This is a genomic window from Agrobacterium sp. CCNWLW155 (assembly GCF_036888815.1).
GTDB lineage: Bacteria > Pseudomonadota > Alphaproteobacteria > Rhizobiales > Rhizobiaceae > Agrobacterium > Agrobacterium radiobacter.
Genome location: NZ_JBAKFW010000031.1, coordinates 1 through 14581 on the forward strand (window position 1 = coordinate 1; position 14581 = coordinate 14581).

The 14581-nt window shown below is 57.6% G+C and carries 11 protein-coding genes and 5 pseudogenes; 8 read left to right on the forward strand and 8 right to left on the reverse strand.

All coding sequences use genetic code 11. The annotated features are described in order from the left end of the window. Positions 1–593 precede the first annotated feature (593 nt). The 5 genes from V6S97_RS28415 to V6S97_RS28435 form a co-directional block, all read right to left on the reverse strand. Positions 594–1898, reverse strand: a complete 1305-nt coding sequence (locus tag V6S97_RS28415; RefSeq protein WP_334428340.1) for a TRAP transporter large permease — start codon at positions 1896–1898, stop codon at positions 594–596. Continuing rightward, on the reverse strand, positions 1895–2398 hold the full coding sequence (locus V6S97_RS28420; protein WP_334428341.1) for a TRAP transporter small permease: 504 nt from the start codon (positions 2396–2398) through the stop codon (positions 1895–1897). Before V6S97_RS28420 ends, V6S97_RS28415 begins: the two co-directional genes overlap by 4 nt. Positions 2399–2404: 6 nt before the next feature. Next, positions 2405–3394, reverse strand: a complete 990-nt coding sequence (locus tag V6S97_RS28425) for a TRAP transporter substrate-binding protein (protein WP_334428342.1) — start codon at positions 3392–3394, stop codon at positions 2405–2407. Between the two features lie 98 nt (positions 3395–3492). After that, positions 3493–4683, reverse strand: coding sequence for a LysR family transcriptional regulator (locus V6S97_RS28430; protein ID WP_334428343.1), 1191 nt, complete (start codon positions 4681–4683; stop codon positions 3493–3495). Further along, positions 4680–5672 carry an NAD(P)-dependent oxidoreductase gene (locus tag V6S97_RS28435; RefSeq protein ID WP_334428344.1) on the reverse strand — a complete coding sequence of 331 codons (993 nt, stop codon included), beginning with the start codon at positions 5670–5672 and terminating at the stop codon, positions 4680–4682. The genes V6S97_RS28430 and V6S97_RS28435 overlap by 4 nt, the downstream gene beginning before the upstream one ends. 163 nt (positions 5673–5835) lie before the next feature. On the opposite strand from V6S97_RS28435, the gene V6S97_RS28440 reads away from it, so the two are divergent. The 4 genes from V6S97_RS28440 to V6S97_RS28455 all read left to right on the forward strand — a co-directional run bounded on the left by V6S97_RS28440 (position 5836) and on the right by V6S97_RS28455 (position 9377). After that, positions 5836–6582 carry a PIG-L deacetylase family protein gene (locus tag V6S97_RS28440; RefSeq protein WP_334428345.1) on the forward strand — a complete coding sequence of 249 codons (747 nt, stop codon included), beginning with the start codon at positions 5836–5838 and terminating at the stop codon, positions 6580–6582. 98 nt (positions 6583–6680) lie between these two features. After that, on the forward strand, positions 6681–7655 hold the full coding sequence (locus V6S97_RS28445) for a VOC family protein (RefSeq protein ID WP_334428346.1): 975 nt from the start codon (positions 6681–6683) through the stop codon (positions 7653–7655). 2 nt (positions 7656–7657) lie between these two features. Continuing rightward, positions 7658–8329, forward strand: coding sequence for a 4-carboxy-4-hydroxy-2-oxoadipate aldolase/oxaloacetate decarboxylase (locus tag V6S97_RS28450; RefSeq protein WP_334428347.1), 672 nt, complete (start codon positions 7658–7660; stop codon positions 8327–8329). Then, the gene (locus V6S97_RS28455; protein WP_334428348.1) at positions 8322–9377 is read left to right on the forward strand and encodes a 4-oxalomesaconate tautomerase; all 1056 of its coding nucleotides are present in this window, start codon (positions 8322–8324) and stop codon (positions 9375–9377) included. The genes V6S97_RS28450 and V6S97_RS28455 overlap by 8 nt, the downstream gene beginning before the upstream one ends. 91 nt (positions 9378–9468) lie before the next feature. On the opposite strand, the gene V6S97_RS28460 is transcribed toward V6S97_RS28455, so the two are convergent. Next, positions 9469–10182 carry an IS6 family transposase gene (locus V6S97_RS28460; protein WP_334428349.1) on the reverse strand — a complete coding sequence of 238 codons (714 nt, stop codon included), beginning with the start codon at positions 10180–10182 and terminating at the stop codon, positions 9469–9471. A 573-nt stretch (positions 10183–10755) separates the two neighbouring features. Between V6S97_RS28460 and V6S97_RS28465 the strand changes: the two are divergent. The 3 genes and pseudogenes from V6S97_RS28465 (at position 10756) to V6S97_RS28475 (ending at position 13231) form a co-directional block, all read left to right on the forward strand. Continuing rightward, a pseudogene (locus tag V6S97_RS28465) lies at positions 10756–12132 on the forward strand (cytochrome ubiquinol oxidase subunit I). Continuing rightward, positions 12122–13124: pseudogene (gene cydB / locus V6S97_RS28470) on the forward strand (cytochrome d ubiquinol oxidase subunit II). Before V6S97_RS28465 ends, cydB begins: the two co-directional pseudogenes overlap by 11 nt. After that, a complete protein-coding gene (locus V6S97_RS28475; protein WP_334428350.1) occupies positions 13124–13231 on the forward strand; it encodes a DUF2474 family protein in 108 nt (35 codons plus the stop codon). The pseudogene cydB and the gene V6S97_RS28475 overlap by 1 nt, the downstream one beginning before the upstream one ends. Positions 13232–13597: 366 nt before the next feature. Here the strand turns inward: V6S97_RS28475 and V6S97_RS28480 are convergent. After that, positions 13598–13906, reverse strand: a pseudogene (locus V6S97_RS28480) (IS110 family transposase); the annotation flags it as partial. Between the two features lie 39 nt (positions 13907–13945). On the opposite strand from V6S97_RS28480, the pseudogene V6S97_RS29295 reads away from it, so the two are divergent. Beyond that, positions 13946–14188 (forward strand): annotated as a pseudogene (locus V6S97_RS29295) (Mu transposase domain-containing protein); the annotation flags it as partial. Positions 14189–14335: 147 nt separating this feature from the next. On the opposite strand, the pseudogene V6S97_RS28485 reads toward V6S97_RS29295, so the two are convergent. Beyond that, positions 14336–14581: pseudogene (locus V6S97_RS28485) on the reverse strand (methyl-accepting chemotaxis protein); the annotation flags it as partial.

The following is a 14581-nucleotide window of genomic DNA, read 5'->3' on the forward strand; positions in this document are numbered from 1 at the left end:
CCCCGAAAGACCGGCGGACGCAGCACCTGGGGAAGATTCAAACGGCACTATTGGGGAGTATTGCTCCGGTACTGACACGTAGCTGACAGCGGGGCGCAAACCCTCCCACGGCGTCACGTCCTTCGGTGGCATGAAACGCTCTGCCTGCGCATAAGGCACGCCAGGTATGCTGAAGCCTGAAACACAGTGTCCGCGGCCGAAGCCCAACCCAGCCCGGTTATCTGCAACAGCATGGCTCCCGCAATGTTCAAGCCCCGCAACCTGCGCAGCGGAGCGCTGTCGACTGCTGAAATATTCAATTCTCTCCGTGATGACATCTGGTTCCTCCTCCAAGGACTTGACTAAACCCCGTCCAATCTACCAGGTGTGAGTAATTGCCTCCGGGGCTTAGCCCATCGCACTGGGCTCATGGCGAAATCTCCATGCACACGACGCCGGAACGCTGTGTCGGTTATCGAGTTGGGGCCCCCCACACCTGAGCGCAGTAAAATCAAACCAGTCTCGAGATCAAATTGGGCGGTTTTGCACGGCTAGACATTGCACCCTCCACTCAAGGTCCGCGTTGGTCGATCCAGTAGCCCTGGCGTATACAATCACCCATACATCGAATTCGGCAGGAACAGTGCGATCTGCGGGAACGCGATGATAAGCAGCAAGGCGACGATCATTGCGAGCAGGAATGGAAAGACGCCGCGGAAGATTGTGGCGAGTGGAACGTCCCCCGCCACACCTCTCACGACAAACACATTCATGCCTACAGGTGGCGTGATCATGCCCATTTCGATGACGATCACTACGACGACACCGAACCAAATTGGATCGAAGCCGAAGGCCATGATGATCGGATAGACAATCGGAACCGTGACCACGAGCATGGCGAGACCGTCCATGAACATCCCAAGCACGATATAGGCAAGGATGGTCACGAAGAGCGATCCATAGGCGCCAAGCCCCAGACCCTGCAGGCCTTCGCCGAGAAAAGCCGGGATGCGCGTGACAGCAAAGAATGGATTGAGGATATTGGCGCCGATGACGATCGTATAGAGCATGGCAGAGGTTTTTAGTGTGTCCTGGACCGCCGCCCAGAACGCGGTAAGCGTGATCGAGCGTGTGACGAAGGCGAGCAGGATGACTAGAGCTGCGCCGACACCGGATGCCTCGACCGGCGTAAAGATGCCGATATAGATACCGCCGATCGAAAGGATCATGACGCCGAGCAGCGGTGCCGATTTGCTCACTGTCTGGAGCTTTTCTGTGAAAGTCATACTTCTTCCGCGCGGGCCAGCGTCTGGACGAAGTGCGACGACCACCCAGACCACGGCCAAGAACAATGCAGTCAGCAAGAGGCCGGGAATAACGCCGGCCATGAACAGCCGACCGATCGATTGCTCGGTCAGGATGGCGTAGAGCACGAAACCGGTTGACGGCGGAATGAGAAAGCCGAGAGTGCCCCCTGCAGCAATCGCGCCGGTCGACAGCCCTGGTGCATAGCCGAGACGGCGCATTTCCGGGAGAGCCACTTTGCCAAGCGTGACGGCTGTCGCGACGGAGGAACCGCAAACAGCAGCAAAGGCGGCACAGGCAAGCACCGAGGCCGAAGCAAGGCCACCGCGGAACCGCCCGACCCAAGCATAGGCTGCGTCATAGAGACCAGCGCTGAACCCAGCAGCCGATGAGACATTGCCGAGCAGGACAAACATTGGGGCGACAATCAGCGAATACGACCCGACGGCCGAAAAGCTTTCCGTCACAGCCACACCGCTTGCGGAGCGAAGGCCCTCCAGCGACCACATGCCGAAGAATCCGACGACCATCATCGCGAAGGCGACCGGCATGCGCAGCAACATCAGGGCAAAAAGACAGGTGATGCCGACAAGGCCAATTGCAATAGGGGTCATTCTTCTGTCTTTCCTGAGATGATCAACGCGATTTCAGCGGAAAAAATGACCAGACAGAGCGCGACACCAGCGGCTAGAACGCCGTAGAAGGGCCATAGCGGCAGACTCAGCATATTGGTTGTATCCTGAAATTCATAAGCGTCGATCATCTTGCCCCAGGCGCGGTAGGCCAGCATGGCCAGCACGAAGCCCGACACCAAGCGCGATAGAACATCTCCGAAGCTGCGGCCAAGCTTCCCCAATGCGTGATCAAAAATATCGACCCGAACATGTGCACCTTGAAGTGTTGCACAAGGCAGTGCCAGCATGATCAGAACGACACCGGTCATCTGGACGATCTCGTCTGATCCGGTAAGCGGACTGTTAAACAAGTAGCGCGTGACGACACTGAGCGTGATGACCACAACCATGAAGAGAAGGCTGATGCCGGACATTGCCGCTAGCCCTCTTGCGGTGCGCTCAATCGACCGCGCCCAGTTCGGGTATGAATGTTCTGTCATGGCGGATCACTTAGCCTTCAGGGCGACGACGATCTTGGCGGCATCAGCGCCAGTTTCTGCAACAATCTTCTCTGCGACCTGATCGGCGATCGCATTGAAAGGGGCGGCTTCTTCAGGCGAAAGCCTGATGATCTCCTTGCCCGCTGTCGCACCGAAGGACTCGATGCCGGCTGAAGCGACGCGCAGCTGCATCGCCTGGCCATTCAAAGAAGCCTGCTTGCCGGCAGCCTCGACCACGCCCTTCTGCTCGTCGCTCAGGCTCTCCCAGGCATCGCGATTCATCACGATGAAAAAGGGTGAATTGGTCGTCTTCATGCCGACGGTAATATAGCTTGCTACCTCGCCGAGGCGAAAGGATTTTGTGGCGGTGCCATCAATCATGGCAGCATCAATCACGCCCGTCTGCAGGGCGTTGTAGACTTCACTCACAGGCATGGAGACCGCCGTGCCGCCCCACGCCTCGACCAAGGTGCCGGAATTGCGCGACGGCACGCGGATTTTCAGACCCTTCATGTCATCCACGCTGCGGATCGGCTTTTTGGCGCTGTAGATGATGTTTTCTGCGCTTGACCAGAGACCGACCAGCTTAACGCGCTTGTATTCCGGTTGAAACAGCTCGATGTTCTTCCAGATCACCTCAGTGCCGGATTTTTCCTCGATCACACCAGGAATCTCGGTGACAAGCGTCAGCGGGAAGGTCGAGGCAGTATAGCCTGGAAGGCTGGTGGAGAACTCGGCGACGCCATCGACGGCGCGCGAATACTGTTCGGCCGGCCCTGCCCCTAGTTCTCCGCCATTATAGAGCTGAATCTTGATCTCGCCCTTGGTCCCGTCTTCGACAGCTTTGGCAAAGGGCGCAAACGTGCTCTCGACATAAGGGTGGGTGGGTGCCATAAAATTGGCGAACTTCAACGTCTCGGCCCTTGTCGGCACTACGGCCAGGCTGAGCCCCATCAGAACTCCAGTGATACCGCATAGTGTAGTCATCTTGCGCATAGATTCCTCCCGAATAAGACAAGATTGGCAGAAGCAGTTCGAAGGTTTTGCTCCCTCGGGCCGTACATAGCCAATTCAAAGCCGGGATATCGGTATAACTATTCGCTATAGCTTGGGTTCGGATCAGTGGCCGCCGCAACAAGTTCCAGCATATGCTTTTGCGCAGATGTCGGGCGCCAGCTCTCGCGGTATGTTAGGCCGATCGGCCGCACGAGATGCTCTGTTTTGTAGTTGATCGCCACCAGCAGGCCGTGGTCACATTCCCGCTCCGACTGCAGCCGCGAGAGGCATCCAAGATGGAGGCTTTCGCTGAGCAGTTCGCGCATCAGTAGAAGGGAGCCGGTCTCGATGAGACGGTCCGGCGGTTTGCAACCGACTGACCTAAACAGCGAGTCAAATTGTGCGCGGGTGGGCGTGCCGATGCGCGGAACTACCCAAGGATAGGCGAGCAGTTCATCTATAGACACGCTGCCACGACCTGCAAGAGTATGATTGGGACCAGCCAAAAGGGCAAGGCGGTCATTGAACAGCTTTTCCTGAACGATATCACCGATCGGCGTGGGGTCGCGGAGCGCACCGATCAGAAAATCGATCGTGCCGCGACGAAGTCCGGCGAGCAATTCGTCGTAAGGGCCGTCATGGATCAGAACCGAAATACTCGGATGGCGCTGGCGAAAGCGAGCAAGCGCCCGCGGCAGTATGCTGGAACGCGCTAGTGGCATGGCGCCGATAACGATTGAACCGGCTTCATCACCGTTGAATTCGGCAAGCTCAGCATCGGCCTGGTCGAGTTCATATATTGCCAAGCGGGCCGCTTGCGCTAGCGACTGGCACAGTCGTGTCGGCAGGATGCCGAACGAGGTCCGCTCGAACAGGCTGCGGGCGGCTTCCTGTTCGATTTGCGTAACTGCACGATGTACGGTGGGCTGCGCCAGCCCCAACCTGCGTGCGGCGAGCGTAAAATTCTCGGCTTCGCTGACAGCTATCAAGGCCTGCAACTGCGCGTAGCTTAGTGAAAGCTTCAGCCTGGGCGAAATGTCATTCAACACCGGATCCAGCAAAAAAAATGCATTGTCGACCCGGTGCAGCAATACCTCGCCACGTTGATTGAGAAAAAAACCATGGCGATTACGCTCAAACAGACTACCACCGCTTGAACGCTCAAGCTTGTTGATCGCCTGCGTTACGGCCGGCTGAGAGATGTGGAACGTGTCCGAAGTTGCCGTCAAGGTCTTAAGCTTGGCAACTGCCGTAAACAGTCTGAGATGCCTCAGGTTTCGTGGGGTCATAATATGTTCAGAACCTTATCGGCCCGCGCCGTCAATCCGTCCGACATCGTCCCTAATGCGCCGTTTCCATCCGAATCCAGGCCAAGTGATCCCATACGTCTTTGCCACTCGACGGTGCCGCGGCTCATCCAGTCAGGCAGGCCGTAAGCGGCGAGTGTGGCGCAGACTTCTTCAGCCTCGGCAGCACGACGCAGCCCATGAACGAGCATGCGATCGAGATTGTAGGCGCCGCGGGCGCGCCAATCGATGCCCGGATCTGATGCCTGAAGGGATGCGATAACCGCGTCCGCGACACCCGCCCGACGGGCGGCCAGAAGACATTCGGTGGTCAGGGCCTCAAAGCCCTTGATCATCACGGAGCGCAGCATCTTGATGCTGGATGCGTCGCCTATGCGAGAGCCGGCAATCTTAGGGGCCATGCCAAGCCTGCGCAAGAACGCGTCTGCTTCTTGCGCATGCGGCCCGGACAGCAGCAGCGGCACTTGATGCCGCTTGGGATAAACCGGTGCCATGAGGGCGACATCGACATAATGACCGCCGGCGGCTTCGATCAGCTCGGCCGCAACTTGTTTCGTTTGCGGCGCGCAGGAATTCCCGTCGAGCCACAGGGCACCGGGATCAAGGTGCAGCGCTGAGGATCTTGCTGCCTCAAGGGCCATATCCGCCGTCACCAGGCAAAGAATCACGCTTGCGCCCTTCAAAGCTTGCGCAAGGTCATCAAAGGCTTCGACACCGGTCTCGCAACAGTGATGCTCGACGAGCCGGCTCATGCTATCACTAAAGCCCTCAGCATCCGTCTTTTGAGAGCATCCCGCGACTGAATTGACTGCAGGTTTTTCATTGCTTCTCCGCACCGCTAAGTTCAGCTTGAGGTCATAAGCCCGGGCCTTGCTATCATCGGGAAAAGTCCAGCTGGATGCGATTGCATGACTGGCCTCGCCGAAGCCGACGAAGGTCATCTGCGGAAATGCACCTGCAATTTCAGCCATCAGACTCACTTTCCCTTTATTGCCCTTGCATGTGACACTTGCAAATTCCGAAACGCAAATCCAGCGGCTATAGCCTTAGCTTATGAAACCCGGCGGGCTTTCGATTTGATTTCGCCGCGCCATGAGAGCATCCGTCGGACAGTAAACATAGGAGGTCAAGACCATGTCCAAGGAAGAACCGGCGGCAAAGACCGCACTGGTGATCAGCGCCCATGCGGCGGATTTTGTATGGCGCTGCGGTGGTGCGATCGCCCTTCATGCGGCCATGGGATACCAAGTGACAGTCGTCTGCCTGTCTTTTGGCGAGCGTGGGGAATCAGCAAAATTATGGAAACAGAAGGACATGACGCTGGAGAGGGTCAAGGCTGCTCGCCGGTCGGAGGCCGAAAAGGCCGCAGAGGGCTTGGGCGTACACAACCTGATCAGCTTCGATCTCGGTGATTATCCACTGCATCTGACACGCGATGACAAGGATCGCCTGGTCGGCGTTATTCGTGACGTGCAGCCGGCCTTCATGCTGAGCCATTCCCAATATGATCCCTATAACACCGATCACATGTATACGACGCAGGTGGTTCTCGAGACGCGTATGATTGCCCAGGCTTGGGGTCACAAGCCGGGAGACAAAGTCTTGGGGGCGCCCCAGCTTTATCTGTTCGAACCGCATCAGACCGAGCAGATGGGCTGGAAACCGGATGTCTTCCTCGACATCAGCGATGTCTGGGACAAGAAGCGCGCAGCGATTGAATGCATGGAAGGCCAGGAGCATCTCTGGGAATTCTATACAAGAGTGGCACAAAACCGTGCCAACCATTTCCAGCGCAATTCCGGTGGCCAGTCCGGTGGGCGCGCCTCGCGCTACGCGGAAGGCTTCCAGTCGGTCTTCCCCCGCACGGTCGATGAACTCTGAACATTGACACTTCGGCCGGCCATCCGTGACTGGCCGCTATTCTGGAGGCGGCTTCTGCTTGCTTCAAGCGCTACAATGGCATTCAGGAGGAGGTCCGCATGTCGAAAACTAATGATCCGTGCTTCGACATAGCGCATCTGGCGCATGTCGAAATGTTTACCGACAAGTTCGAGGAAAGCCTGGATTTCTTCACCCGAATCTATGGCCTTAAACTCTCCGGCCGCGACGAGCATTCGGCCTATCTGCGCGCATGGGACGATTATGAATATTGCTCCTTGAAGCTCACGCGCTCTGATCGAACCGGTGTGGGCCATATCGCCTACCGCGCCTCAAGCCCGCAGGCGCTCGAGGCGCGCGTGAAGGTGATCGAATCTTCGGGATACCAAGTGCATGGTTGGATCGAGGCCGATCAGAGCCATGGTCGGGCCTTTCGCTTCGAGGACCCGTTTGGCCACGTGTTCGAAGTCTATTGGGACACTGTTCGCTGCCAGCCGGTCGGAGAGGATGTTTCGGCGCTGAAAAACACTGCATCGGCTTTTACCGGCGCCGCGCCACGGCGGCTCGATCATCTCAATCTGCTGAGCAGTGACGTAACCGAGTTTCGCCGCTTTATGGAACTATGCCTTGGCGCCCGGGTCACCGAAATGATTCAGCTCGACAACGGACGTCTAGGTGGCTGCTGGTTCACCATCAATAACAAGACCTATGATCTCGCCTGTACCGAGGAACATGGCGGCGGCCAAGGCCGTCTGCATCATGTCACCTATGCCACGGACCAGCGCGAGGATATTTTGCGTGCAGCCGACATCTTCTTGCAGAACGGCGTGCATATCGAAACCGGCCCGCACAAACATGCCGTGCAGGGGACTTTTTTCCTCTACGTCTGGGAGCCTGCCGGCAATCGCGTCGAACTGGCCAATTCAGGCGCACGTCTCATCTTGGCCCCCGATTGGGAACCGGTCGTCTGGACAGAATCGGATCGCAAGAAAGGGCAGGCCTGGGGACTCAAGACCATCGAAACCTTCCATACGCATGGCACCCCGCCGATCAAATACGCGACAAAGGAGCATTGAAGATGGCTGTGGTAGTACAGAATATCACACGAGCCACTCAGGCGACCATTGAGGGGCTTGCCAGGGCCGGCGTCGCCACCGTGCATGAGGCGCAAGCCCGTCGCGGTATGCTGGCAAGTTATATGCGTCCGATTTATGCCGGCGCCCAGATCGCCGGCTCCGCCGTGACGATTTCGGCACCGCCCGGTGACAACTGGATGTTGCATGTCGCAATCGAACAGCTGTCCGACGGTGATATCCTCGTGCTTGCACCGACAAGTCCCAGCGACAACGGCTATTTTGGTGATCTGCTTGCCACATCGGCCAGCGCGCGCGGTTGCCGCGGCCTGATCATCGATGCCGGCGTGCGCGACGTGAAGGACCTGACCACAATGGGGTTCCCGGTTTGGTCCAAAGCCGTCTCAGCCCAGGGCACTGTGAAGGAGACATTGGGCTCCGTCAACGTGCCGGTCGTCTGTGCATCCGCACTCGTCGAGGCCGGCGACGTAATCGTCGCCGACGACGACGGTGTTTGTGTCGTCAAGCGCAGCGAGGCAGAAGCGGTCCTGGCTGCCGCCGAGAAGCGTCTGGCCGCAGAAGAGGCAAAACGCCAGCGTCTGGCCGCCGGAGAACTCGGCCTCGACATCTACGACATGCGCGGCACGCTTGCAAAAAAGGGGCTGAAATATGTCTGAGCCCGGAATTCGGTGCCTGTGGATGCGTGGCGGCACCTCAAAGGGCGCTTATTTCCTGAAACAGGATCTGCCGGTTGATCCTGGCGCACGCGACGATCTCCTTTTGCGCATCATGGGCTCTCCGGATCCGCGCCAGATCGACGGCATTGGCGGCGGCGACCCCCTGACCTCCAAAGTGGCGGTACTGTCTACTTCCAGCCGGAACGACGCTGATGTCGATTATCTGTTCCTGCAGGTTTTCGTCGATCAGGGCCTTGTTAGCGATGCGCAGGGCTGCGGCAATATACTGGCGGGCGTCGGACCAGCAGCAATCGAGCGAGGAATTGTTGCCCCCTGCCCTGACGAGACGCCGGTGCGCATCCATATGGTCAACACCGGAGAGGTAGCACTCGCCCGAGTCCAGACGCCGGACGGTGCTGTCTGCTATACGGGCTCGACCGAAATTGCCGGTGTTCCGGGCGCCCATGCAGCCGTGCCGCTGCTGTTCATGAACATTGCCGGCTCCATGTGCGGCAGCCTGTTGCCGAGCGGCCGGGAAGTCGACATGATAGACGGCGTGCAGGTCACGTTGATCGACAATGGCATGCCTTGCGTCATCATGCGCGCGGCAGACTTCGGACTTTCCGGCGATGAAAGTCGCGAAGCGATCGAAGCCAATACCGCCTTGAAGGCGCGGGTCGAGGCGATCCGATTGAAGGCAGGGTTGATGATGAACCTGGGTGATGTCAGCCGGGCTTCTGTTCCAAAGATGACGCTGGTCTCCGCACCTTCGAATGGAGGGGCGATTGCCACCCGCAGCTTCATTCCGCACCACGTGCATGCGTCGATCGGCGTCTTCGCCGCCATCACGGTTGCCACGGCGTCACGCTTGTCCACCGGGCCGGCCTCAGCCGTGGCCGTTCTCCCCTCCGATGGTCACTATCAGGTTGAACATCCGACCGGCGCGATGGACGTATTTCTCGATATTGCCGAAGATGGTCGCGTTCTCGGCGCCGGTTCGGTGCGCACCAGCCGAAAGCTGTTCGACGGATTGGTCTATCCGCGTTAGCACATGTTGGTTATTCGCATAAATCCATTTCTTGCGACGGTGGCGTCGCCTTAACCGATGGCGGACGTCGTGAGTGCTTGCCAGGCGCATTTCACAGGACAGTCGACAATGCGATTTGACGCCAAGTGGTGATGGCGGCGGCGCGGAGCTGGCGGTGGTCTGCGGCAGAGAGATGTTTGCGATGAAGCTGAAAGAGATTGGCGACCTGATCATGGACCGAGACGAAACGTTGACATTGTCGTGCCGACTTAAACCGCATCATTCGCCGTTCGCGTCGTCGGACGGAAAAATGTGAATTCTCAGCGCGGTTATTGAGGCCTTTATGCGAACGATGCTCTACGCCCGGCATCAATTCTGCCTTTGCCGCTGAATAGGACCGCAGCTTGTCGGTGACCATCACCCGCGGGATGGTGCCCTGGCCCTTGAGGTGCTTGCGCATAAGACGCAGGGCTGCTGCCTTGTTCCTTCGGCTTTGCAGCAGGGCATCGAGGACGTAACCGTTCGCATCGACGGCGCGCCACAGCCAGTACCTCTTTCCCTTGATCGTCACCACCATCTCATCGAGTTGCCACTTGTCGGCAAATCGGCCTCGTGCGCGGCGCCGGAGCTGGCAAGCGAATTTGAGACCGAACTTCGCTGCCCATTCCGACACAGTCTGGAACGAAACCTCAATACCGCGCTCGGCAAGCAGGTCTTCCACGTCTCTAAGGCTTAGCGGAAACCGATAATAGAGCCATACCGCATGGGCAATGATTTCAGCAGGAAACCGGTGGCCTCTGAAGTGGGTATGCGGGGCTTCGGTCATGGAACCCTGATATCAACTCAACTCCGACCACCCGGTTAAGGCGACGCCATCAGGCTTTGTCCTGCGGGCTCCACCGGCAACGAGAACGCCTCCACCAAGGATACAGCCAGCCGAGACCACGCACTCCAACGCGGCTTCGTGACGTCGTACGAGACGCAGAAGGTCGAGCCCTTTAGCGGTCGGGGACATGTCGATGTCTGTCACTAGTGAACCGATAGACCACGACGGTAAGGAGAGATCGCCTTTGGGAGTAGCACCAAACGGCCTATTACCCCTACAAATTTAGCTTGTTTCCTCTTGTTCCTGGTCATACTTTCGGACGAAGTTAAGCTCCAAGCGCTTGCCACTGGAAATCGAGACTGTCTTCGAGACGCTAAGAATGCAGGCCGAGTTCAGGGTCCCGCTTGACATTGCAAGTACGGCAAGAGCGTCACAATGGCGCGTGTGATGTTTTGGCACGCGGTAATTTGGCACGCATCCCTTCGCGATGAACAGGCGTAGAATTGCAAGCAATCGAGTGCCTTGATGGAGGTCAAATTGTTTGATGGCTTCAGTGCGGAGCTTCTGGCGCGCATGCAGTTTGCGTTTACCGTATCCTTCCACTTTATCTTCCCCGCCTTCTCGGTCGGAACCGCCAGCTATCTCGCGGTGCTGAACGCACTTTGGTTATGGAAACGTGACCCGGTCTATCTGAAGCTTTTCGAATACTGGAAACCGATCTTTGCCATCACGTTCGGCATAGGGGTCGTGTCCGGTATCGTCATGAGCTATCAGTTCGGCACGAACTGGGCGGTCTTTTCTGACAAGGTCGGGCCGATAATTGGTCCGCTCATGGGCTACGAGGTTCTGACGGCATTTTTTCTCGAGGCCGGATTCTGGGCATCGCTTTGTTTGGACGCAAGCGGGTAGGCGATGGCCTGCATATGTTTGCCGTTACCATGGTGGGCTGTTGGCACACTCATTTCCGCCACCTGGATCTTGTCGGCCAACAGCTGGATGCAGACACCGCAGGGTTTTACCATCGGTGAAAACGGACAGTTCCTGCCCGCGGACTGGTGGAAGATCATCTTCAATCCATCCTTTCCCTATCGCCTCGTTCACACAGTGCTGGCAGCATTCCTGACCACGGCCTTCGGAGTTGGCGCTGTCGGCGCCTATCATCTGTTGCGAGACAAGAGCAATCGGCAGGCGCGGGTCATGTTTTCCATGGCGATGTGGATAGCGGCTCTCGTCACCCCAATCCAGATATTCGTTGGCGATCTGCACGGCATCAACACGCTGGAACACCAACCAGCGAAGATCGCAGCCATGGAGGGCCATTATGAAACACACCGTGGTGCGCCACTCATTCTCTTTGGAATTCCCGATGACGAAGCCGAAGTGACGAAATACGCAGTGGAGATACCAAGGCTCAGTTCATTGATCCTGACCCATTCTCTGGACGGCGAGATCAAGGGCCTGAAAGAATGGAATAAAAACAATCGCCCCAAAGCGCTCATCCCCTTCATCACCTTCCGAGTCATGGTGGGGCTCGGCGTGCTCATGCTGCTGGTTGGGCTGTGGTCGCTGTGGGCACGGTGGAGACATTGTCTTTACGATAGCCGCCTGCTTCACAGAGCCTCGATACTGATGGGACCATCGGGATTTGTGGCGGTGCTTGCGGGTTGGTACACGACCGAAGTGGGCCGCCAGCCCTATACGGTCTATGGCCTCTTGCGCACGTCCGATAGTCTCTCACCCGTCGCGGTGCCAGCCGTCGGCGCGTCGCTCGTCGCTTTTATCATCGTCTACTTCTTGGTGTTCGGGGCTGGCGTCTTTTATCTGCTGCGGCTGATGCGACGCACACCCGTCCTTGATGAGGATCATGAACTGGATCATGCCCCAACTCGCACGGCGGGGATAACGCCCCGTCCAACCCAGAACCTTTTAGGAACCCGTCATGATGTTTGATCTTGCGTTTATCTGGGCTGCCATCATCGCCTTCGCCGTGCTGGCCTATGTCATCCTCGATGGCTTCGATCTCGGCATCGGTATCCTGTTCCCATTCTTCCCAAAAAGACATGACCGGGACGTTATGACGAATTCCATCGCTCCGGTTTGGGATGGAAACGAAACGTGGCTGGTGCTCGGCGGCGGTGGGCTGATGGCCGTTTTCCCTGTCGCCTATGCCACTGTGCTGCCCGCGCCCTATATGCTGATCATCCTGATGCTGTTTGGGTTGATCTTCCGCGGTGTTGCATTCGAGTTTCGCTGGAGAACGACACGCGGCAGCATCTGGTGGGACTGGCGCTTTTGCATCGGCTCCACAATTGCAGCGATGATGCAGGGCATTGCACTTGGCGCATTGGTGCAGGGCATCAGGATTTCCAACCGCGCTTATGCTGGTGGATGGTGGGATTGGCTGACGCCGTTCAGCATCACAACGGGTCTCGCCGTCGTCGTGGGTTACGTGCTGCTGTGTGCGACATGGCTCAACCTGAAGACAACAGGTCCGTTGCAGGCACATGCACGAAAGATTGCCACGGTCCGCTGCGGCAACGCTGGCCCTTATCGGTGTTGTCAGCCTATGGACACCCTTTATCAACCGGGTTTATTTCGAGCGCTGGTTCGGCTGGCCAACAGCCTTTTTCTCTGCCTTTGTGCCGTTGCTGCTGGTTCTTTGCGCGGCAGCTCTTTGGCAGGGATTGACGCGAGACAAGCATCTTCAGCCATTTCTGGCGGCGCTTGGCATTTTCGTGATCTGCTTTGCTGGTCTCGGTGTCAGCTTCTATCCCTACATCGTGCCTGGAGCATTGACGATATGGGAGGCCGCTGCACCGGATAGTTCGCTGGCGTTTCTACTGATCGGTGCTAGCGTGCTGATCCCCATCATTCTTGCCTACACAGGCTACGCTTACTGGGTGTTTCGCGGCAAGATCGATCCCGAAGAGGGGTATCACTGATGGCAAGGAATCTACTCAGACGATTGTTGTGGTTCGGCGGCATATGGTGTGCCAGCGTGCTCGCTCTCTCTGTAGCCGCATACACAATCCGTCTGATGTTGGGATGAATGTAGGTACGCCTCGCCTTGATAGGAATCGAACCTCTGGCCCTCTCGTCCTGAGGGCATTCGCAATAAATTTCCCTTACTGGGTCAGAACAAGATTCGTGCGAAATCGTACGCCAAGCGAATTTGTCCATATTTTCAGCAGTTTGCCGTCTGTGCAAAATAGGAAGTTTTAGGGTGAAAAGCTATCTAGAACCCATTTTTAGAACGAAAATCGATCTCAACCATCACTTTCTCGGCTAAACGTACAATTTCGCACTAATCTTGTTCTGGCCCCGTCTTAAGAAACGATCACGGGCTTTGATCCGCCTGTGCGCGGTAGAAACAGGCCGTGCTAGGCTGGCCGACGGAGGGGAGTTGCCGACTGCATTCGGCGAGAAGGCCGCGTGCATGATTGATCATCAATGTGCGCTGAACGATCAGACGCTCTCAAATTGTATGCAGCGACTGAAGGTCTTGCTGTGCGTTCGACTTGACCAGTACGAACCGCATGGTGGGACGTGTCGCCGCTTCATAAATCGCAGCTGCGCCGAGCGTATCGTTCTTGGAGCCTCGGACAAAGGTCCTGACGAAGCGCGGATTGATCAGCAAAGCCTCTCGCCCATCGGCCTTGAATTGTCGCCCCCAATGGTGAGCGCTGGCACACGCTTCCATCGCAACCGTCTTTGGAGCGATCGCTTTTTACTGTTTCGACCAACTTTGCCCGGCTGACCTTGCTTCGACAACAACAAATACTCCATCGTGTCGACTGCGGCCGGCCGCCCTATTGAGGTTCATGCCTATGCCGAAAAGATCGTGATCCGACAGGATGGCGTGAACGTCGGTGAGCATCCTCCTTGCTTTGGCCGTGGCGAGAGGATCTACGATCCCTGACATTATGTCCCCCTTCTGTCTCGCAAACCCGGTGCTTTGCGCAACGGCGCGCCGTTCCGGGAATGGGTCTACCCGCAGCGACGGAGAAAGTGCGCCAGCGGCTGAAGAGCGTCCATCATGGCGTCTGCTCGGCCTCGGTGATCATCAATATTCTGGCCCGGAGCCGCGATCCGGCCCCGGTAATCACTCTTCAGACAGGGGTGACGGACCCCGGAGGCAAAGGCAACCTCTTCCTCAGAACTCCGTCCAGTCGTCGCCCTTCACGGCCAGCGCCGCATTGCCACGCGAGGCGGCAACCAGGCGGGCCCTTGAAGGCGCAGCGACGGGTGCGGCAGGCGCGCGGGCGGGGCTTGCGGCCCGCTGCATATGCCTTGCCGTCTCCCGCAATGCGGAGGTCTGCTGACCGAGCTGGAATTGCGCAAGCAGGGCGTGGAGGTTGGCGCATTCCTGCGCGAGACCCGCACCGGCCGCGTTCATTTC